Genomic DNA, 19746 nt, shown 5'->3' on the forward strand with positions numbered 1-19746 from the left:
GGCTTACACCGTGTGCAGGTACCAGTTGTACTCGAGGTCGGAGATCGACACTTCGAACTCGGCCAGCTCGCTCTCCTTGCAGGCCACGAAGATGTCGATGTAGTCCGGGCTGATGTATTGGTTGAGGACTTCGCTGTCGTCCAGCGCGCGCAGGGCGTCGCGCAGGTTGTTCGGCAGGCTCTGTTCCAGCTGTTCGTAAGAGTTGCCCTCGATCGGCGCGTCCGGCTCGACCTTGTTGGTCAGGCCATGGTGGATGCCGGCGAGGATCGCCGCGAGCATCAGGTACGGGTTGGCGTCGGCACCGGCCACGCGGTGCTCGATGCGCACGTTCTCGCTGCTGTCGGTCGGCACGCGGACCGCCACGGTGCGGTTGTCCAGACCCCAGCTCGGCGCGTTGGGCACGTAGAACTGGGCGCCGAAGCGGCGGTAGGAGTTGATGTTCGGGCACAGGAACGCCATCGACGCCGGCATGGTCTCCAGCACGCCGCCGATGGCGTGGCGCAGGGTCTCGCTCTGCAGCGGGTCGTCGTGGGCGAAGATGTTCTTGCCGGTCTTCTTGTCCAGCAGCGAGATGTGCACGTGCAGGCCGTTGCCCGCCTGGCCCGGATAGGGCTTGGCCATGAAGGTGGAGTCCATCTCATGGTCGTAGGCGACGTTCTTGATCAAGCGCTTGAGCAGGATCGCGTAGTCGCAGGCCTTCAGCGGGTCGGCGACGTGGTGCAGGTTGACCTCGAACTGCGCCGGAGCGCTTTCCTTGACGATGGCGTCGGCGGGCAGGCCCTGCTCCTTGGCGGCTTCGAGCATGTCCTGCAGGCAGTCGGCGTACTCGTCGAGGTCGTCGATCAGGTACACCTGGGTCGACTGCGGGCGCTTGCCCGAAATCGGCGAGCGCGGCGGCTGCGGACGGCCGTTGAGGTTGTCCTGGTCGATCAGGTAGAACTCCAGCTCGAACGCGGCGCAGATATCCAGGCCCAGGTCGTCGAACCGGCTCACCACCTGGCGCAGCACCTCGCGCGGGTCGGCGAAGAACGGCGCGCCGTCCAGCTCGTGCATGGTCATCAGCAACTGCGCGGTCGGACGCTTCTGCCAGGGCTCGTCGCAGAGCGTGCCGGGAATCGGGAAACAGATGCGGTCGGCGTCGCCGATGTCCAGGCCCAGGCCCGTGCTTTCGACGGTCGAGCCGTTGATGTCCAGGGCGAACAGCGAGGCCGGCAGGTTGATGCCCTTCTCGTACACCTTGTGCAGGCTGGCGCGCTCGATGCGCTTGCCGCGCACCACCCCGTTCATGTCGGAGATCAGCAGGTCGACGTACTGGGTATCCGGATGGGCATCCAGGAACTCATTCATCTCGCGGGAAGAACTGGCGCACGGGGAGACCGACGTCATGGCTGTACATCCTTTGATTCGGAGCGGCGATGTGGGGAACTGCGGATGACGCCTCGAAAGGCGACGATGGTGCTGCTGTTGTTCTTTTCACTGGCCCATCGTGGGGGGCTGGTTGCCGACCGGCTGCATTGATTCCCGGGGGCCGTTTCACTATAAAATGGCCCCAACGCAACAGACATTGGCATTTCGGCAAGCAGAGCGTGCATCGATGCAATATCAGATCAACCATGCGGACCTCGCCCTGGTCCTGGCGCTGGAGCGCGGTCGCTCCCTGGCCAAGGCCGCCGAACTGCTCAAGGTCGACGTTTCCACGGTCTTCCGTTCGATCCGCCGACTGGAGTCGGCGCTGGGCACCGCGCTGTTCGTCAAGAGCCGCAAGGGCTACCTGCCCACCGACACCGCCCAGGCCCTGGCCGAGCAGGCCGAGCGCGCCGAACAGGCGCTGGACGCGGCGCGCATCGCCCTGACCAGCGGCGAGCAGGTGGTCAGCGGCACCGTGCGCCTGACCTGCACCGAGGCGGTGCTGCACAGCCTGCTGCTACCGGCGCTGGCCGAGTTCATGCCCAACTACCCGGCGCTGTCGCTGGAAATGGGCACCTCCAACACCTTTGCCAACCTCAGCCGTCGCGATGCCGACATCGCCCTGCGCCTGACCAACACGCCGCCGGAACACCTCGTGGGCCGCTGCCTGGGCTCGACCTCCTACGTGGTCTGCGGCCTGCCGGCGCTGCGCGAGCGCCTGCAGGAGTCCGCCGCCAGCGTGCCCTGGATCGCCCCTGACGACTCCATGCAGGACCACGCCACGGTGGTCTGGCGCAACCAGCATCACCCAGGGCTGATTCCGCGCTACCAGTGCAGCGGCATGTCGACCATCGCGCAACTGGTGACCACCGGCCTGGGCGTGGCGGCACTGCCCGACTACATGGTCCACGACCTGCCCGGCGTCGAGGCGCTGAGCGGCCCGCTGCCCGGCTGTGACACGCAGTTGTGGTTGCTGACCCGACCCGATTGCCGCGCCCTGCGCTCGGTGCAGACGCTGTTCGAGGAGCTGACCCCGCGCCTGCGCGACGCAATGTTGCGTTAACGCGTCAGGGGCGGTTGTTTTCGGGTAACAGGAACCGTTATCGTCCGACTCAGGCTTGGTGTGAACTTCTTCGCGGGCAAGCCCGCTCCCACAGGGCCCGCGAAAACGACTCAAACAGCACTGGAGGAAGGGCACCCGACAAAACAGCCCTTCCCTATTGGCTGGTGATTTTTTAAACTATCGAGTCCGCCTGCCCATTCTGGGCGCACGCCTACCGCATTTGCTACTGAGGAAGACCATGGCCCGCGTAACTGTTGAAGACTGCCTGGAACACGTGGATAACCGCTTTGAGCTGGTCATGCTCTCGACCAAGCGCGCCCGCCAGCTGGCTACCGGCGGCAAAGAGCCACGCGTTGCGTGGGAAAACGACAAGCCGACCGTCGTCGCCCTGCGTGAAATCGCCGAAGGCATCGTCACTCCAGAGTTCATCGCCGCCGAAGAGATCGTCACCGAGGATCCGGTATTCGCCGCGTTCGAGGACGAGAACAACGAGGCCGTCTGATTGATGCCCAGTCGACACCGTGCGGCGCAAGGCCCTCTTCTTCAGCAAGAGGTGAAACCATGCCGGGTATAGAAGCCCTCGCCGAACGGCTGTCGACTTACCTGGGCCCCGAACAGGTCAACCTGGTTCGTCGGGCCTACTTCTACGCCGAACAGGCCCACGATGGCCAGCGCCGCCGCAGCGGCGAGCCCTACGTGACCCATCCGCTGGCGGTCGCCAGCATCCTCGCCGACATGCACATGGACCATCAGAGCCTGATGGCGGCCATGCTGCACGACGTGATCGAAGACACCGGCATCGCCAAGGAAGCCTTGAGCCAGCAATTCGGCGAGACCGTCGCCGAGCTGGTCGACGGGGTCAGCAAGCTGACCCAGATGAACTTCGAGACCAAGGCCGAGGCGCAGGCCGAGAACTTCCAGAAGATGGCCATGGCCATGGCCCGCGATATCCGCGTGATCCTGGTCAAGCTGGCCGACCGCCTGCACAACATGCGCACCCTGGAAGTGCTGTCCGGCGAAAAACGCCGACGCATCGCCAAGGAAACCCTCGAGATCTACGCCCCCATCGCCAACCGCCTGGGGATGCACACCGTGCGCGTCGAGTTCGAGGACCTCGGCTTCAAGGCCATGCACCCGATGCGTTCGTCGCTGATCCACCGGGCGGTCAAGAGCGCGCGGGGCAACCGCAAGGAAATCGTCGCCAAGATCGAGACCTCGCTGGCCAACTGCCTGGCCGCCGACGGCATCCAGGGCGAGGTCAGCGGCCGGCAGAAACACCTCTATGGCATCTACAAGAAGATGCGCGGCAAGCGCCGCGCCTTCACCGAGATCATGGACGTGTACGCCTTCCGCATCATCGTCGACAAGGTCGACACCTGCTACCGCGTGCTCGGCGCCGTGCACAACCTGTACAAGCCGCTGCCGGGCCGGTTCAAGGACTACATCGCGATCCCCAAGGCCAACGGCTACCAGTCGTTGCACACCACGCTGTTCGGCATGCACGGCGTGCCCATCGAGATCCAGATCCGCACCCGCGAAATGGAAGAGATGGCCAACAACGGCATCGCCGCGCACTGGCTGTACAAGTCCAACGAGGAAGAACAGCCCAAGGGCAGCCACGCCCGCGCCCGTCAGTGGGTCAAGGGCATCCTCGAACTGCAGCAGCGCGCCGGCAACTCGCTGGAATTCATCGAGAGCGTGAAGATCGACCTGTTCCCGGACGAGGTCTACGTCTTCACCCCCAAAGGCCGGATCATGGAGCTGCCCAAGGGCTCCACCGCCGTCGACTTCGCCTACGCGGTGCACACCGACGTCGGCAACAGCTGCATCGCCTGCCGTATCAACCGCCGCCTGGCGCCGTTGTCCGAACCGCTGCAGAGCGGCTCCACCGTCGAGATCGTCAGCGCCCCGGGCGCCCGGCCGAACCCGGCCTGGCTCAACTTCGTGGTCACCGGCAAGGCGCGCACGCACATCCGCCACGCCCTCAAGCAGCAGCGCCGCTCCGAGTCCATCAGCCTCGGCGAGCGCCTGCTGAACAAGGTGCTGACCGGCTTCGACAGCAGCCTGGAAAAGATCCCCCAGGAACGCATCCAGTCGATCCTCGCCGAGTACCGCCTGGAACTGCTCGAGGACCTGCTCGAAGACATCGGCCTGGGCAATCGCATGGCCTACGTGGTCGCCCGCCGCCTGCTGTCCGCCGAAGGCGAGCAGCTGCCGGCGCCGGAAGGCCCGCTGGCGATCCGCGGCACCGAGGGCCTGGTGCTCAGCTACGCCAAGTGCTGCACCCCGATCCCGGGCGATCCGATCGTCGGCCACCTGTCGGCCGGCAAGGGCATGGTCGTGCACCTGGAAGACTGCCGCAACATCAGTGAAGTCCGCCACAACCCGGAGAAGTGCCTGCAGCTCTCCTGGGCCAAGGACATCACCGGCGAGTTCAACGTCGAACTGCGCGTCGAACTGGAACACCAGCGCGGCCTGATCGCGCTGCTGGCCAGCAGCGTCAACGCCGCCGACGGCAACATCGAGAAAATCAGCATGGACGAACGCGACGGCCGTATCAGCGTGGTCCAACTGGTGGTCAGCGTGCACGACCGCGTGCACCTGGCCCGCGTGATCAAGAAGCTGCGCACCTTGACCGGCGTGGTCCGCATCACCCGGATGCGTGCGTAGTCCGCCAACCGCAAGGAGTCATCATGAGCAAGACCGTCATCACCAGCGACAAGGCCCCTGCCGCCATCGGCACCTACTCGCAAGCGATCAAGGCTGGCAACACCGTGTACATGTCGGGCCAGATCCCGCTCGATCCGAAGACCATGGAACTGGTCGAAGGCTTCGAAGCCCAGACTGTCCAGGTGTTCGAGAACCTGAAGTCGGTGGCCGAAGCCGCTGGCGGTTCGTTCAAGGACATCGTCAAGCTGAACATCTTCCTCACCGACCTGAGCCACTTCGCCAAGGTCAACGAGATCATGGGCCGTTACTTCGAACAGCCTTACCCGGCCCGCGCCGCCATCGGCGTAGCTGCTCTGCCGAAGGGTGCCCAGGTCGAGATGGACGCGATCCTGGTCCTCGAGTAATACCCCGGTGACGGGCGCCACGCCCGTCACCACCCTCTCCTGCCCCAAGGTTTCCCCCATGCGCCACGCATTGCCTCTCGCGCTGGCAGCCCTGCTCCTGGGCGGCTGCGCCAGCCACAAACCCGAAGACTTCAACGGCACCTGGATCAACCAGGCCGCCATCGACGCCGCCGGCAAAGGCACCAGCCTGCGCCAGGCCCTCGACGCCCAGGGCCCGGTGTTCGAATGGAAGATCGACGTCAAGAACCAGCAGGCCAGCTTCAGCAATGGCTTCGAGGCTGCCGACGGACGCCTGAGCGCCAACGAGAAAGACTGGCAGGTCAGCTTCGAAGGCGGCCTGGTCGAGCAGCTCAAGCTCGACGGCGACGAGTTGCTGGCGATCGACCCGTCCGGTCACCAGCAAACCTTCGTGCGCAGCGAAGGCCCACAGAACACGCCGCTGGGCGGCAGCTTCGAGAAGGCGCTGTACCAGCAATACCTGGGCGGCGACTGGAAGATCGTCGAAGGCCAGGGCAAGGGCGCCGTGGTGCGCTTCAGCGACACCGGCAACGTCACCGGCCTGCCCGGCCCCGACCGCTTCGCCCTGTGCCTGGCGGGTGACTGCGCGACCATGGGCGATGGCAACGACAGCCTGTGGCTGGAGCGCAACCAGCGTGGCGCGCCGTGGATCTTCAAGCGCGACGGCGACACCCTGGAAATCTTCCAGGCGGTGAACCGCGCCCAGCCGGATGAAATGCCGCAACTGGCCGCCGGTGCGCGGCAGTGGGTGTTGGAAAAGGATTAGCCAACATCGCGGGGCAAGCCCGCTCCCACGATACGCGTGGGAGCGGGCTTGCCCCGCGATAGGGCCGGCAGTCTCAACCACGCCCTTGCAGAATGGCCGCATACCCCTCTTTATAGCTCGGGTACTGCGGCACCCATCCCAACGCCCGCGCCCGCGCATTGCTGCAGCGCTTGCTGCCGGTGCGCCGCACCCGCTGCTCATCCGACCACTGGGTAACGCCCAGGTACTCACGCAGCCAGGCCACCACCTCGGCCAGCGGCGCCGGATCGTCATCGACACCGATATAGCAGTCCTCCAACGCAACACCCCGGGCATCGGCCCGCAGCAGGTGCGCCATCAGGCCGGCGGCATCCTCGGCATGGATGCGATTGCCGTACAACGGTGGCTCCTCGGCCACGCGATAACCCTGGCGCACCTGGCTCAGCAACCACTCGCGCCCCGGGCCATAGATGCCGGTCAGGCGCACGATCGTCGCGGGAATGCCGCTGTCCAGCGCCAACCGCTCGGCCTCGAGCATCACCTTGCCGGAATAGCCCTCGGGCTGCGTGGCTGCCGCTTCGGCAATCCATTCACCGTCCTGCTGCGCATACACGCTGCTACTGGACACGAACACCAGGCGTCGCGGCCGCTGCCCTTTCGCCGCCAGCCATCCCAGCACATGGCGCAAACCTTCGACATAGGCCGCCTGGTAGCCGGCTTCATCGTGCTGGCTGGCCGCCACGCAATACACCAGGTAATCAGGCCCCTGCTCAGGCCAGGCGCTCGGTATCTGCGGCTCGGCCAGATCGGCGGCGATCGGCCGAACCCCTTCGGGCAGCTGATCGACCGAACGGCGCAAGCCGCTGACCTGCCAGCCTTGAGCAAGCAGTTGACGGGCCAGGCGGCTGCCCACATCACCGCAACCCACGATCAAAGCTGAAACGTCTGACATACCAAACCTCCTAATGCGAAAGGCACAGGCTATCGGGTTAGCGCGATAAACGGCTATACCAAGGTCAAAAAAAGCAACAGTATTACTTTTGTTAACAAGAATTACTTGCAATAATGGCGACCCTGTCTGTTCTCGGCCTGCTTCGAGGCCTTGAAGAACTCAACCCATTTCTCTTCATCAGGTCCGGCCAGCATGACACGTACTCAACCTTCCGCTTCGCCAACCCCGTCGCGCGCCTGGCGCGCCATTGCCGCGCTGATGTTCAGCCTGGTACTGGCCCCGGCAGCCATGGCCGATGAGCCTGTCGCCGCTACCCCGGCACCCGCCGCTGCCACCGCCCCGGCCACGCCTGCCGCCGAAGGCCAGGCGCCGATCGCCGCACCTGCTGACGCAAATGCTCCGGTGGAAGGTCAGGCTCCAGCCGACGAGAACGTGCAGGCGATGGTCGAAGACACCTCGCTGGGCATGGCCCACGACCTGTCCCCGTGGGGCATGTACAAGAACGCCGACGTGGTGGTGAAGGCCGTGATGATCGGCCTGGCCATCGCCTCGATCATCACCTGGACCATCTGGATCGCCAAGGGCTTCGAGCTGATGGGCGCCAAGCGCCGCCTGCGTGGCGAGATCGCCGCCCTGAAGCGCTCGGTAAGCCTGAAAGAGGCCAGCGAGGTGTCGAACAAGGAAGGCACCCTGGCCCACACCCTCGTGCATGACGCCCTCGAAGAGATGCGCCTGTCGGCCAACGCCCGCGAGAAGGAAGGCATCAAGGAACGCGTCAGCTTCCGCCTGGAGCGCCTGGTAGCCGCCAGTGGCCGGACCATGAGCAGCGGCACCGGCGTACTGGCCACCATCGGTTCCACCGCACCGTTCGTCGGTCTGTTCGGCACCGTGTGGGGCATCATGAACAGCTTCATCGGCATCGCCAAGACCCAGACCACCAACCTCGCCGTGGTCGCCCCGGGCATCGCCGAAGCCCTGCTGGCCACCGCCCTGGGCCTGGTCGCCGCGATCCCAGCCGTGGTCATCTACAACGTCTTCGCCCGCTCCATCGCCGGCTACAAGGCACAGGTGTCCGACGCCTCCGCCCAGGTGCTGCTGCTGGTCAGCCGCGATCTGGACCACCAGGGCAGCGAGCGCGCCGCCCCGCACATGGTGAAAGTGGGGTAAGCCATGGGCCTGCATCTCAACGAAGGTGGCGATGACCTCGCCGAGAACCACGAAATCAACGTCACGCCGTTCATCGACGTGATGCTGGTGCTGCTGATCATCTTCATGGTCGCGGCGCCCCTGGCCACGGTCGACATCAAGGTCGACCTGCCCGCCTCGACCGCGAAGCCCGCGCCGAGGCCCGAGAAGCCGGTGTTCGTCAGCGTCAAGGCCGACAAGAAGCTCTACCTCGGCGACGACGAGGTGGCCCAGCGCGACCAGCTTGGCGCCATGCTCGACGCCAAGACCAAGGGCGACAAGGAAACCACCATCTTCTTCCAGGCTGACAAGGGCGTCGATTACGGCGACCTGATGGAAGTGATGAACACCATGCGCGCCGCCGGCTACCTCAAGGTCGGCCTGGTCGGACTCGAGACGGCAGCCAAGAAATGACGAAAACGCGCTCAAACATGGCGCGCTACGGTGGCAGCCTGGCGATCGTGCTGGGTGTGCACGCGGTCGCCGTGCTGCTGACGCTCAACTGGTCGGTGCCCCAGGCCCTCGAGTTGCCGCCAGCAGCGATGATGGTCGAGCTGGCACCGCTGCCCGAGCCCGCGCCGCCGCCACCGCCCAAGGCCGCCCCGAAACCGCCGACGCCGGTCGAGGAACCGCCGCTGCCGAAGCTGGCAGAGGCGCCGAAGCCGAAGATCGCCATCCCCAAGCCGCCCAAGCCCAAGGCCAAGCCACAGCCGCCCAAGCCCGAGAAGAAGCTTGAGCCGCCGAAGGACGAGCCACCGGCCAAGGACGACGTCGCGGACACGCCGCCGAGCAACACGCCACCGCAGAAGTCGGCGGCGCCACAGCCAAGCATCGCGTCCAACAGCAATGCCCTGCCGAGCTGGCAGAGCGACCTGCTGCGCCACCTGGCCAAGTACAAGAAGTACCCCGAGGACGCTCGCCGTCGTGGGCTGCAGGGCATCAACCGCCTGCGCTTCGTGGTCGACGCCGAAGGCAAGGTGGTCTCGTACGCGCTGGCCGGCGGTTCAGGCAGCGCGGCGCTGGACCGGGCCACGCTGGAGATGATCCGTCGTGCCGGCACGGTGCCCAAGCCTCCGGCGGAGTTGCTGAACAATGGCACGATCGAAGTCGTCGCGCCGTTCGTCTACTCGCTGGACCGACGCTGACGTTTTTTGTTTCTGTCACAAAACGGCAAGTCTGATAACGTGCGTCTATCAATTGCAGCCGCTATGCTGGGGCCGCAACTTCATGGACGCACGTTATGACCCTCACCGAACTTCGCTATATCGTCACCCTCGCGCAAGAGCAGCACTTCGGCCACGCGGCCGAGCGTTGCCACGTCAGCCAGCCGACCCTGTCGGTGGGCGTGAAGAAGCTCGAGGACGAACTCGGCGTGCTGATCTTCGAGCGCAGCAAGAGCGCGGTGCGCCTCACGCCGGTCGGCGAGAGCATCGTCGCCCAGGCGCAGAAGGTACTGGAGCAGGCCCAAGGTATCCGCGAGCTGGCCCAGGCCGGCAAGAACCAGCTGACCGCGCCACTCAAGGTCGGCGCCATCTACACCGTCGGCCCCTATCTGTTCCCGCACCTGATCCCGCAGCTGCACCGCGTGGCGCCGCAGATGCCGCTGTACATCGAAGAGAACTTCACCCACGTGCTGCGCGAAAAGCTGCGCAACGGCGAACTGGACGCGGTGATCATCGCCCTGCCGTTCAACGAGGCCGACGTGCTGACCCTGCCGCTGTACGACGAGCCGTTCTGCGCCTTGATGCCGGCCGACCACCCGTGGACCGCCAAGGACACCATCGACACCGCCATGCTCAACGACAAGAGCCTGCTGCTGCTCGGTGAGGGCCACTGCTTCCGCGACCAGGTGCTCGAGGCCTGCCCGACGCTGAACAAGGGTGGTGAAGGCTCCAAGCACACCACGGTCGAGTCCAGCTCGCTGGAAACCATCCGCCACATGGTTGCATCGGGCCTGGGCGTGTCGATCCTGCCGCTGTCGGCGGTGCACAGCCATCATTACGCGCCGGGCGTCATCGAAGTCCGTCCGCTGACCGCGCCCGCACCGTTCCGCACCGTGGCCATCGCCTGGCGCGCCAGCTTCCCGCGGCCGAAGGCCATCGAGATCCTCGCCGATTCGATCCGCCTCTGCTCGGTGGCCAAGCCGCCGGTGGAACAACCGGCCTGAACCCATGACCGAGCTGTCGAACGTCCCGGTCACCACGCTCAAGGGCGTAGGCGACGCCATGGCGGAAAAACTCGCCAAGGTTGGCCTGGAGAACCTGCAGGACCTGCTGTTCCACCTGCCGCTGCGCTACCAGGACCGCACCCGCGTGGTGCCCATCGGCCAGTTGCGTCCAGGCCAGGATGCGGTGATCGAGGGCGTGGTCAGCGGGGCCGACGTGACCATGGGCAAGCGCCGCAGCCTGGTGGTGCGCCTGGGCGATGGCAGCGGCACGCTGAGCCTGCGCTTCTACCATTTCAGCAATGCGCAGAAGGAAGGCCTCAAGCGTGGCACCCACCTGCGCTGCTATGGTGAAGCCCGCCCCGGCGCCTCGGGACTGGAGATCTACCACCCGGAATACCGGGCGCTGAACGGCGACGAAGCACCGCCGCCGGTCGAACAGACGCTGACGCCGATCTACCCGACCACCGAAGGCCTGACCCAACAGCGCCTGCGCCTGCTGTGCCAGCAGAGCCTCGGCCTGCTCGGTCCGCGCAGCCTGCCCGACTGGCTGCCCGACGAACTGGCCCGCGACTACCAGCTGGCGCCGCTCAGCGACGCCATTCGCTACCTGCACAACCCGCCGGCCGACGCCGACCTCGAGGAGCTCGCCGAGGGCCATCACTGGGCCCAGCATCGTCTGGCCTTCGAAGAGCTGCTGACCCACCAGCTCTCGCAGCAACGCCTGCGCGAGAGCCTGCGCAGCCTGCGGGCGCCGGTATTGCCCAAGGCCACGCGCCTGCCGGCGCAGTACCTGGCCAACCTCGGCTTCAGCCCGACCGGCGCCCAGCAGCGGGTCGGCAACGAAATTGCCTACGATCTCAGCCAGCACGAGCCGATGATGCGCCTGGTGCAAGGCGATGTGGGCGCCGGCAAGACCGTGGTCGCCGCGCTGGCTGCCCTGCAGGCTCTGGAAGCGGGTTACCAGGTCGCCCTGATGGCGCCCACCGAGATTCTCGCCGAACAGCACTACATCACCTTCAAGCGCTGGCTCGAACCGCTTGGTATCGAAGTCGCCTGGCTGGCCGGCAAGCTCAAGGGCAAGGCCCGCGCCAGCGCCCTGGAGCAGATCGCCAATGGCGCGCCCATGGTGGTCGGCACCCATGCGCTGTTCCAGGACGAGGTGCAGTTCAAGCACCTGGCCCTGGCGATCATCGACGAACAGCACCGTTTCGGCGTGCAGCAGCGCCTGGCCCTGCGCAAGAAGGGCGTCATGGGCCAGCTGTGCCCGCACCAGCTGATCATGACCGCCACGCCGATCCCGCGCACCCTGGCCATGAGCGCCTATGCCGACCTGGACACCTCGATCCTCGACGAGCTGCCGCCCGGGCGCACCCCGGTGAACACCGTGCTGGTCGCCGACAGCCGCCGCTTCGAGGTGGTCGAGCGGGTCCGCGCCGCCTGCGCCGAAGGCCGCCAGGCCTATTGGGTGTGCACCCTGATCGAAGAATCCGAGGAACTGACCTGCCAGGCCGCCGAGAGCACCTTCGAAGAGCTGGGCAGCGCCCTGGGCGAGCTGCGCGTGGGCCTGATCCACGGGCGCATGAAGCCTGCGGAAAAGGCCGCGGTGATGGCCGAGTTCAAGGCCGGCGACCTGCAACTGCTGGTGGCCACCACGGTGATCGAGGTCGGCGTCGACGTGCCCAATGCCAGCCTGATGATCATCGAGAACCCCGAGCGCCTGGGCCTGGCCCAGTTGCACCAGCTGCGTGGCCGGGTCGGCCGGGGCAGCGCGGTGAGCCACTGCGTGCTGCTCTACCACCCGCCGCTGTCGCAGATTGGCCGTGAACGCCTGGGCATCATGCGGGAAACCAACGACGGATTCGTCATAGCAGAGAAGGACCTGGAGTTGCGTGGCCCCGGCGAGATGCTCGGGACGCGCCAGACCGGCCTGCTACAGTTCAAGGTCGCCGACCTGATGCGCGACGCCGACCTGCTGCCGGCCGTGCGCGACGCCGCCCAGGCCCTGCTGGCACGCTGGCCCGACCATGTCAGCCCGTTGCTCGACCGCTGGCTGCGCCACGGTCAACAATATGGCCAGGTGTGACGCCCGTCCCATAATGGATCCAGCTTGGCGGCCAGGCTGGTTATACTTCGCGTTTACAGAATGATTGGATACAGGCCATGACTGAAGTTGCCCTGGATACCGCAACCCTACACGCACCGTCTGTCATCCGGCTGTTGCTCGACAAGCTCGGCGTCAGCTTCCGCGAGGTGCCCGAGCACCCGGGGCTGCCGGCCGCCTCGCGGGTACAGGCCGTGCTGCTCGATGACGAGATCGGTGCCTTGATGGTGCTGTTCCCGCAAAGCCAGTTGCTGGACCTCAAGCGCCTCGAGGAACTGACCGGCCGCAAGCTCAAGGCCGTGCCGCTGGAGCGCCTGAAGCAGATGCTCGACAAGCATCACCTCAAGGCCCTGCCGGCGATTCCCGCCCTGACCAGCTCGCCCTGCCAGTACGAGAAGAGCCTGCTCGACAACGAGACGCTGCTGATCCAGTCCGGCGAAGCCGGACTGCTACTGGAAATCGGCAGGACGGCCTTCAAGAAGATGCTGTTCAAGGCCAGCGCCAGCACCTTCGGCCAGCAGATCAGCGATATTCGCCTGAGTTTCGACCAGTTGGACGGCCCTCCCAAGGAAGTCATCCGCGCCGTCCAGGCCTTCACTGCCCGCCGCATCCAGCAACGCCTGGAACAGACCATCGAGATTCCGCCGCTGGCCGACACCGCGCAGAAGATCATCAAGCTGCGCGTCGACCCCAATGCCAGCATCGACGACATCACCGGCGTGGTGGAGACCGACCCGGCCCTGGCCGCGCAGGTGGTCAGCTGGGCTGCTTCCCCGTACTACGCCTCGCCCGGCAAGATTCGCTCGGTGGAGGACGCCATCGTCCGCGTGCTGGGCTTCGACCTGGTGATCAACCTGGCCCTGGGCCTGGCGCTGGGCAAGACCCTGAGCCTGCCCAAGGACCACCCGCAACAGGCCACGCCGTACTGGCAGCAATCGATCTACACCGCCGCGGTGATCGAGGGCCTGACCCGCGCCATGCCGCGCGCCGAGCGCCCGGAAGCGGGCCTGACCTACCTGGCCGGCCTGCTGCACAACTTCGGTTACCTGCTGCTGGCCCACGTCTTCCCGCCGCATTTCTCGCTGATCTGCCGCCACCTGGAGGTCAACCCGCACCTGTGCCACAGCTATGTGGAACAGCACCTGCTGGGGATCAGCCGTGAACAGATCGGGGCCTGGCTGATGAAGCTGTGGGACATGCCCGATGAGCTGTCCACGGCCCTGCGTTTCCAGCACGACCCGGCGTACGACGGCGATTATGCGGCGTTCCCCAACCTGGTGTGCCTGGCGACGCGCCTGCTGCGCGCCCGGGGGATCGGTTCGGGGCCAAGGGACGAGATCCCGGATGCCCTGCTCGAGCGCCTGGGGCTGACTCGAGAGAAGGCCGAAGAGGTGGTGAACAAGGTGCTGGAGGCCGAGGCCCTGCTGCGCGAACTGGCGTCGCAGTTCCACGCGCCGCATTCGCATTAAGATCACCATGTAGGAGCGGCCTTGCCGAGGCGTCGGACCGGCCGGAAAGGGCCGCGAAGCGGCCCCAGATTCCGAGCCACCATCGAAATTGCTGGGGGCTGCTGCGCAGCCCTTTCGCGACGCAAGGCCGCTCCCACAGGGGGACAGTTCCCTGCGTGTATCGCCTGCGCCTGGAGCTCAGGCCTTCTTCTTCGGCTTCAGGTACTTCATCAAGCCCTGGAACCAGATCACCAGCGCCGGATTGCCCTTGATCTGGATGTTCTTCTCCTGAATCCCCTGCATGAACGCCAGCTGCTTGTTACCGGCCTGCAGCGTGGCGAAGCCATAGGCGGCGTCCTTGAAGGCGATGGCGAAGGCCGGCTGCGGATGCAGGCCGCCCTTGCTGCTAATGCGCAGGTCCTTGACGATGAAGTGCCGGGCGACCTTGCCGTCGAGCGTCTGCATCTGGAAGACCAGGTCCTTGTCCTGCAGCTGCTGCTGGAACGCCGGGTTGTTGCGGCTGGCCTTGGCCATCAGCAGCCCCATGGCCCAGAGAAGAAAGCGAAACTTCATCAACACGCCTCGAATGAAAAGTGACTGAGTCGCGCAGTTTATCCGTTTCTCGCCCTGTTTATGCAAGTTCGCCGCATTTGCTTACCAGAAACGCAACGGGCGCCTCCAGGCGCCCGTCTGGTGAACCTGTTCGGTCACTTTTTCTTGGCAGGCTTGGCCGGTGCGTTGACGCTGTCGCGCAGGTTCTTGCCCGGCTTGAAGGCGACGGTGTTGCTGGCCTTGATCTTGACCGGCTGGCCGGTCTGCGGGTTCTTGCCGGTGCGGGCGCCACGGTGGCGCTTTTCGAAGGTGCCGAAACCGACCAGGGTGACGGTGTCCTTGTCGAGCGCGCCGGTGATGCTGTCGAGAATCGCGTTGAGGACCTGGTTGGCCTTTTCCTTGGTCAGATCGGCCTTTTCGGCGATGACGGCGGCGAGTTCTGGTTTACGCATAGTGAAGCCTCTTTGACGGGATTTCTTGTTGTTATGCCGTGCTGCCGAAGGGAGCAGCGTTCAAGGCACCGCAGGCTCTAGGCTGCGGCAGACGCCAGTGAGGATGGCACGCCGACCGGGGCCGCGCCAGTATCTGGGCGGCCATTGTCGCGGCAAGAACAGGATAATTCCGACAGAACGCCCGCTATTTACGCCATCAAGGGCGGCAACTGGCGATTCAGCGCCAGTTTCTCCATGACCGCGCCGCCGGTCAGGGCGTAGCCCAGCAGCTGGCCATCGGCACCGTGGCAAAGCACTTTCAGGTCGGCGCCGCTGCCTTCGACCACCCAGGTGCCCTCAAGGCCGGGCGGCACCGGGGACACCACCAGCGGACAGGCCGGGGTCTTCACGGTGACCGGCATCGGGCCGTAGGCCACCGCGGTCGGGTTGCCGGCCAGGGTCTGGGCCAGGGCACGGGCGCAGGTCATCAGCGGCATGACATACAGCAGGTTGATGCCATCGACCTCGGCGCAGTCGCCCAGGGCGAAGATGTTGGCGTGGGAGGTGCGCAACTGGCGGTCCACCACCACGCCACGGTTGACCTGCAACCCCGCCGCCGCCGCCAGGTCGGTGCGCGGACGCAGGCCGATGGCCGAGACCACCAGATCACAGGGAATCACGCTGCCATCGGACAGGTGCGCCTCGAGCGCCTCCCCTGCACGCTGCAGGCGGGTCAGCACCGGGCCGAGGTGAAAGCGCACGCCCAGCCCTTCCAGGCCCGCCTGCACGGCCGCGGCGGCAGCCGGGTGCAGCAGGGTCGGCATCACCTGCTCACAGGGGGCGACGACCTCGCACTGCAGGCCGCCCAGGCTTAGGTCGTTGGCGAATTCGCAACCGATCAGGCCGGCACCGAGGATCAGCACACGGTGCTTGCCCGCGGCCGCAGTGCGAAAGCGTGCATAGTCCTCAAGGTCGTTGATCGGGAAGATCAGCTCGCCCGCATCGCCTTCGACCGGCACCTGCACGGTCTGCGCGCCCCAGGCCAGCACCAGGTCGCGGTATTCCACCGCTTCCTCGCCGATCCACAGGCGCTTGTGACCCGGGTCGATGCCGCTGATGCGGGTATGGGTGCGAATCTCGGCCTTGAGCTGCTCGGCCATGGCGCCCGGTTCGGCCATGCACAGGCCGTCGGCGTCCTTCTGCTTGGCGAAGCCGGTGGACAGCATGGGCTTGGAGTAGGAGCGACCGTCGTCGGAGGTGATCAGCAACAGCGGCGTGTCGCCGTCGAGCTTGCGAAACTCTCGCGCCAGGTTGTAGCCGGCAAGGCCGGTACCGATGATCACCACGGGGGACGTCATGTCGTGCATTCCTTCTTCAAGCCAGGGTTGTGATCAGCCGATGGCGATCATTTCGAAATCACTCTTGCCCACGCCGCAGTCGGGGCACAGCCAGTCTTCCGGTACGTCCTCCCAACGGGTGCCGGGGGCGATGCCGTCGTCCGGCCAGCCTTGGGCCTCGTCGTAGATCAGGCCGCAGACAATACATTGCCACTTCTTCATTTACTGCTGTTCCTCGGTCAGGCTTAGGGGGGCGTTGCAGCTGACGGCCTCATCGCGGGGCAAGCCCGCTCCTACAGGGGACCTGTGGGAGCGGGCTTGCCCGCGAAGGGGCCACCGCGCAATTCGTGGGGGCTTTGTACTGGCCCTGCCAGCAGTATGCAAGCAGTCCGGGCAAACATGCTAAGCTCGCCGCCTCTCTGGCCTGTATCAAGCATACCGACGTGCCGTACGAAACCCCGCAAGCAGCCGCTGTCGCGTGGCTGGCGTATCCGCAACTGGCGACCACCCTCGACCAGCCGACCTTGGGCTGGCTGTTCGACGAAGGCTCCCTGACCCGTCGCCTGACCCGTCTCTCCCACGACCACTTCAGCGTCACCCCCCTGTTCGAGGGCTGGCAGCCCCTGCGCGACGACGAGTGCGCCGCCTTGAGCCTTGCCCCCGGCGCGCAGGGCTGGGTGCGCGAGGTCTACCTGCGTGGCCATGGCCAGCCGTGGGTGTTCGCTCGCAGCGTGGCCAGCCGCACGGCGCTGGAACGCGGTGGGCTGGACCTGGAGACCCTGGGCAGCCGATCGCTGGGCGAGCTGCTGTTCTGTGACCAGGCGTTCGTCCGTCACCCGATCGAAGTGTGCAGTTATCCACAGGGCTGGCTGCCCGCCGAGGTCGCCGGCGCAGGGCTGTGGGGGCGGCGCTCGCGCTTCGAGCGCGACGGCCTCGACCTGCTGGTGGCCGAGGTGTTCCTGCCCGCCCTGTGGCACGCGGGCAAGGAGGAGAACCGCTGATGTACCTGCAACTGCTCAAGTCACTCAACCGTCTGCACCCACGGGCCTGGGACTTCATCCAGCTGAGCCGCATGGACCGCCCGATCGGCATCTACCTGCTGCTGTGGCCGACGCTGTCGGCGGTGTGGATCGCCGGCAACGGTTCGCCGACCCTGGCCAACGTGCTGATCTTCGGCCTCGGCGTGGTGCTGATGCGCGCCGCCGGCTGCTGCATCAATGACTTCGCCGACCGCAAGGTGGACGGCCACGTCAAGCGCACCGCCGACCGGCCACTGGCCAGCGGCCGGGTGAAACCCCGCGAAGCGCTGGTGCTGTTCGCCCTGCTGGTGGGGGTGAGCTTCCTGCTGGTGCTGTGCACCAACGCCACCACGGTGTGGCTGTCGTTCGGCGCGGTCGCCCTGGCGTTCTGCTACCCGTTCATGAAGCGCTACACCTACTACCCGCAGGTGGTGCTGGGCGCGGCGTACTCCTGGGGCATCCCGATGGCCTTCACCGCCGCGGGCGGCGAGCTGCCGGCCAGCGCCTGGCTACTGTACATCGCCAACCTGCTGTGGACGGTGGGCTACGACACCTACTACGCCATGGTCGACCGCGACGACGACCTGAAGATCGGCGTGAAATCCACCGCCATCCTGTTCGGCGAGTCTGACCGGGTGATTATCCTGACCTTGCAGTTGCTGTCGCTGGGCTGCCTGCTGCTGGCGGGCAACCGCTTCGAGCTGGGCGGCTGGTTCCATCTGGGGCTGCTGGCGGCGGTGGTGTGCTTCGCCTGGGAGTTCTGGGCGACGCGCAAGCTGGATCGTGAGTCGTGCTTCAAGGCGTTTCTGCACAACCATTGGGCGGGGATGCTGATATTTGCCGGGGTGGTGCTGGATTACGCGTTGCGCTGAAAACCTTTGGGCTGCTTTGCGGCCCTTTCCGGCCGAGGTGTCGGAGCGGCCGGAAAGGGTCGCAAAGCGCCCCCAGCTATCTCAAGGCTTGGCGATATGCCAGACGTCCTTCATGCCATCGCCGGTAGTCTCCCCGGCCTTCTTGTCCTTGACGAAGGTGTACAGCGGCTTGCCGTCATAGGCCCACTGCATCGAGCCATCGTCACGGGTGACGTGGCTCCACTTGTCCTTCGGCGCCTCGTCGTCCTTCTTCACCATCAACGGCGGCCAGTTCTTGGCGCACTCGCCGTTGCACATGGACTTGCCGCCGGCATCCTTGTCGAAGGTGTACAGCGTCATGCCGTCATGATCGACCCACATGCCGTCCTTTTCCATGGCGTGATGAGCCGACGCCACCCCCGGCACTGCCAGCGCAGCGCAAAGGGCCATCCAGCTCAGCGTATGTCGTGTCATTGGAATCACCATTGTTTCGGGAATGGATTGAGCTTGCGCGCCGCCTTCGCGGCCCCCTGAAGCCTAGTCCAGTCACGCAATGTCGCCAGAATGGCCAACACCCTGTCACACAGCTGCAATAATTCCGTTATCTAATGCGGGCCAAGACACCGTTCCTGGGAGAGGTAATTGAGCATGGTTGGCAGAAACATTCTGATCGTCGACGACGAAGCGCCTATCCGCGAGATGATCGCCGTTGCATTGGAAATGGCCGGCTATGACTGCCTCGAGGCCGAGAACTCGCAACAGGCCCACGCCATCATCGTCGACCGCAAGCCGGATCTGATCCTGCTCGACTGGATGCTGCCGGGCACCTCGGGCATCGAGCTGGCCCGCCGCCTCAAGCGCGACGAGCTGACCGGCGACATCCCGATCATCATGCTCACAGCCAAGGGTGAAGAGGACAACAAGATCCAGGGCCTGGAAGTCGGCGCCGACGACTACATCACCAAGCCGTTCTCGCCCCGCGAGCTGGTGGCGCGCCTGAAGGCCGTGCTGCGCCGCACGGGCCCGAGCGACAGCGAGGCACCGATCGAAGTCGGCGGCCTGCTGCTCGACCCGATCAGCCACCGCGTGACCATCGACGGCAAGCCGGCCGAGATGGGTCCTACCGAATACCGCCTGCTGCAGTTCTTCATGACCCACCAGGAGCGCGCCTACACCCGTGGCCAGTTGCTCGACCAGGTCTGGGGCGGCAACGTCTACGTCGAGGAACGCACCGTCGACGTGCACATCCGTCGCCTGCGCAAGGCGCTGGGTGAAGCCTATGAAAATCTGGTACAAACCGTCCGCGGCACCGGCTATCGCTTCTCGACCAAGAGCTGATCGAAGCCCCGGCGCCCGCTGTACAAGGACTGTCAATTGAACCAGAACTGGCACGCGA

At 65.6% G+C, this 19746-nt stretch carries 21 protein-coding genes; 14 read left to right on the plus strand and 7 right to left on the minus strand.

The genetic code is table 11. The annotated features are described in order from the left end of the window. Positions 1-3 precede the first annotated feature (3 nt). The gene (locus HU751_RS14915; RefSeq protein ID WP_050707534.1) at positions 4-1386 is read right to left on the minus strand and encodes a glutamine synthetase family protein; all 1383 of its coding nucleotides are present in this window, start codon (positions 1384-1386) and stop codon (positions 4-6) included. Between the two features lie 208 nt (positions 1387-1594). Here HU751_RS14915 and HU751_RS14920 point away from each other — a divergent pair, with 208 nt between their 5' ends. The 5 genes from HU751_RS14920 (at position 1595) to HU751_RS14940 (ending at position 6328) form a co-directional block, all read left to right on the plus strand. Beyond that, positions 1595-2470, plus strand: coding sequence for a LysR family transcriptional regulator (locus tag HU751_RS14920; RefSeq protein WP_186712296.1), 876 nt, complete (start codon positions 1595-1597; stop codon positions 2468-2470). Between the two features lie 238 nt (positions 2471-2708). Beyond that, positions 2709-2972, plus strand: coding sequence for a DNA-directed RNA polymerase subunit omega (rpoZ, locus tag HU751_RS14925; RefSeq protein WP_008091595.1), 264 nt, complete (start codon positions 2709-2711; stop codon positions 2970-2972). Positions 2973-3031: 59 nt separating this feature from the next. Next, the gene (spoT, locus tag HU751_RS14930; protein ID WP_028689950.1) at positions 3032-5140 is read left to right on the plus strand and encodes a bifunctional GTP diphosphokinase/guanosine-3',5'-bis pyrophosphate 3'-pyrophosphohydrolase; all 2109 of its coding nucleotides are present in this window, start codon (positions 3032-3034) and stop codon (positions 5138-5140) included. Positions 5141-5163: 23 nt separating this feature from the next. Beyond that, on the plus strand, positions 5164-5544 hold the full coding sequence (locus HU751_RS14935; RefSeq protein ID WP_028689951.1) for a RidA family protein: 381 nt from the start codon (positions 5164-5166) through the stop codon (positions 5542-5544). A 58-nt stretch (positions 5545-5602) separates the two neighbouring features. Further along, on the plus strand, positions 5603-6328 hold the full coding sequence (locus tag HU751_RS14940; protein ID WP_186732191.1) for a hypothetical protein: 726 nt from the start codon (positions 5603-5605) through the stop codon (positions 6326-6328). Between the two features lie 73 nt (positions 6329-6401). On the opposite strand, the gene HU751_RS14945 is transcribed toward HU751_RS14940, so the two are convergent. Continuing rightward, positions 6402-7259, minus strand: coding sequence for an SDR family oxidoreductase (locus HU751_RS14945; RefSeq protein ID WP_186732190.1), 858 nt, complete (start codon positions 7257-7259; stop codon positions 6402-6404). Positions 7260-7451: 192 nt separating this feature from the next. Between HU751_RS14945 and exbB the strand changes: the two genes are divergently transcribed. From exbB to HU751_RS14975, 6 genes are all read left to right on the plus strand, one after another. After that, on the plus strand, positions 7452-8426 hold the full coding sequence (gene exbB / locus HU751_RS14950; protein ID WP_186732189.1) for a tonB-system energizer ExbB: 975 nt from the start codon (positions 7452-7454) through the stop codon (positions 8424-8426). A 3-nt stretch (positions 8427-8429) separates the two neighbouring features. Further along, complete coding sequence (gene exbD, locus HU751_RS14955) at positions 8430-8858, plus strand: TonB system transport protein ExbD (protein WP_023632733.1); 429 nt, start codon at positions 8430-8432, stop codon at positions 8856-8858. Continuing rightward, entirely contained in the window at positions 8855-9589 is a 735-nt protein-coding gene (locus tag HU751_RS14960) for an energy transducer TonB (RefSeq protein ID WP_028689955.1), read from the plus strand. The genes exbD and HU751_RS14960 overlap by 4 nt, the downstream gene beginning before the upstream one ends. Before the next feature lie 95 nt (positions 9590-9684). Next, entirely contained in the window at positions 9685-10611 is a 927-nt protein-coding gene (locus tag HU751_RS14965) for a hydrogen peroxide-inducible genes activator (protein ID WP_028689956.1), read from the plus strand. Between the two features lie 4 nt (positions 10612-10615). Continuing rightward, positions 10616-12694, plus strand: a complete 2079-nt coding sequence (recG, locus tag HU751_RS14970; protein WP_186732188.1) for an ATP-dependent DNA helicase RecG — start codon at positions 10616-10618, stop codon at positions 12692-12694. 77 nt (positions 12695-12771) lie between these two features. Then, positions 12772-14181, plus strand: coding sequence for an aminoacyl-tRNA deacylase and HDOD domain-containing protein (locus HU751_RS14975; RefSeq protein ID WP_110736235.1), 1410 nt, complete (start codon positions 12772-12774; stop codon positions 14179-14181). A gap of 177 nt (positions 14182-14358) precedes the next feature. Here HU751_RS14975 and HU751_RS14980 read toward each other — a convergent pair whose 3' ends face one another. The 4 genes from HU751_RS14980 to HU751_RS14995 form a co-directional block, all read right to left on the minus strand. After that, on the minus strand, positions 14359-14733 hold the full coding sequence (locus HU751_RS14980; RefSeq protein WP_050707542.1) for a hypothetical protein: 375 nt from the start codon (positions 14731-14733) through the stop codon (positions 14359-14361). A 134-nt stretch (positions 14734-14867) separates the two neighbouring features. Continuing rightward, the gene (locus HU751_RS14985; RefSeq protein ID WP_050707543.1) at positions 14868-15164 is read right to left on the minus strand and encodes an HU family DNA-binding protein; all 297 of its coding nucleotides are present in this window, start codon (positions 15162-15164) and stop codon (positions 14868-14870) included. 188 nt (positions 15165-15352) lie between these two features. Beyond that, the gene (locus tag HU751_RS14990) at positions 15353-16501 is read right to left on the minus strand and encodes an NAD(P)/FAD-dependent oxidoreductase (RefSeq protein ID WP_186732187.1); all 1149 of its coding nucleotides are present in this window, start codon (positions 16499-16501) and stop codon (positions 15353-15355) included. A gap of 33 nt (positions 16502-16534) precedes the next feature. Further along, positions 16535-16702: a rubredoxin gene (locus tag HU751_RS14995; protein WP_028689962.1), complete on the minus strand. Its 168-nt coding sequence runs from the start codon at positions 16700-16702 to the stop codon at positions 16535-16537. Between the two features lie 221 nt (positions 16703-16923). Between HU751_RS14995 and HU751_RS15000 the strand changes: the two genes are divergently transcribed. Continuing rightward, positions 16924-17481, plus strand: coding sequence for a chorismate--pyruvate lyase family protein (locus HU751_RS15000; RefSeq protein ID WP_186732186.1), 558 nt, complete (start codon positions 16924-16926; stop codon positions 17479-17481). Further along, complete coding sequence (gene ubiA, locus HU751_RS15005) at positions 17481-18371, plus strand: 4-hydroxybenzoate octaprenyltransferase (protein ID WP_186732185.1); 891 nt, start codon at positions 17481-17483, stop codon at positions 18369-18371. Before HU751_RS15000 ends, ubiA begins: the two co-directional genes overlap by 1 nt. An 81-nt stretch (positions 18372-18452) precedes the next feature. On the opposite strand, the gene HU751_RS15010 is transcribed toward ubiA, so the two are convergent. Continuing rightward, on the minus strand, positions 18453-18824 hold the full coding sequence (locus tag HU751_RS15010) for a COG4315 family predicted lipoprotein (protein ID WP_186732184.1): 372 nt from the start codon (positions 18822-18824) through the stop codon (positions 18453-18455). Positions 18825-18998: 174 nt separating this feature from the next. On the opposite strand from HU751_RS15010, the gene phoB reads away from it, so the two are divergent. Further along, entirely contained in the window at positions 18999-19688 is a 690-nt protein-coding gene (gene phoB / locus HU751_RS15015) for a phosphate regulon transcriptional regulator PhoB (RefSeq protein ID WP_003253341.1), read from the plus strand. The last annotated feature ends 58 nt before the right edge of the window (positions 19689-19746 follow it).

It is taken from the genome of Pseudomonas peradeniyensis, from assembly GCF_014268935.2.
Lineage (GTDB): Bacteria > Pseudomonadota > Gammaproteobacteria > Pseudomonadales > Pseudomonadaceae > Aquipseudomonas > Aquipseudomonas peradeniyensis.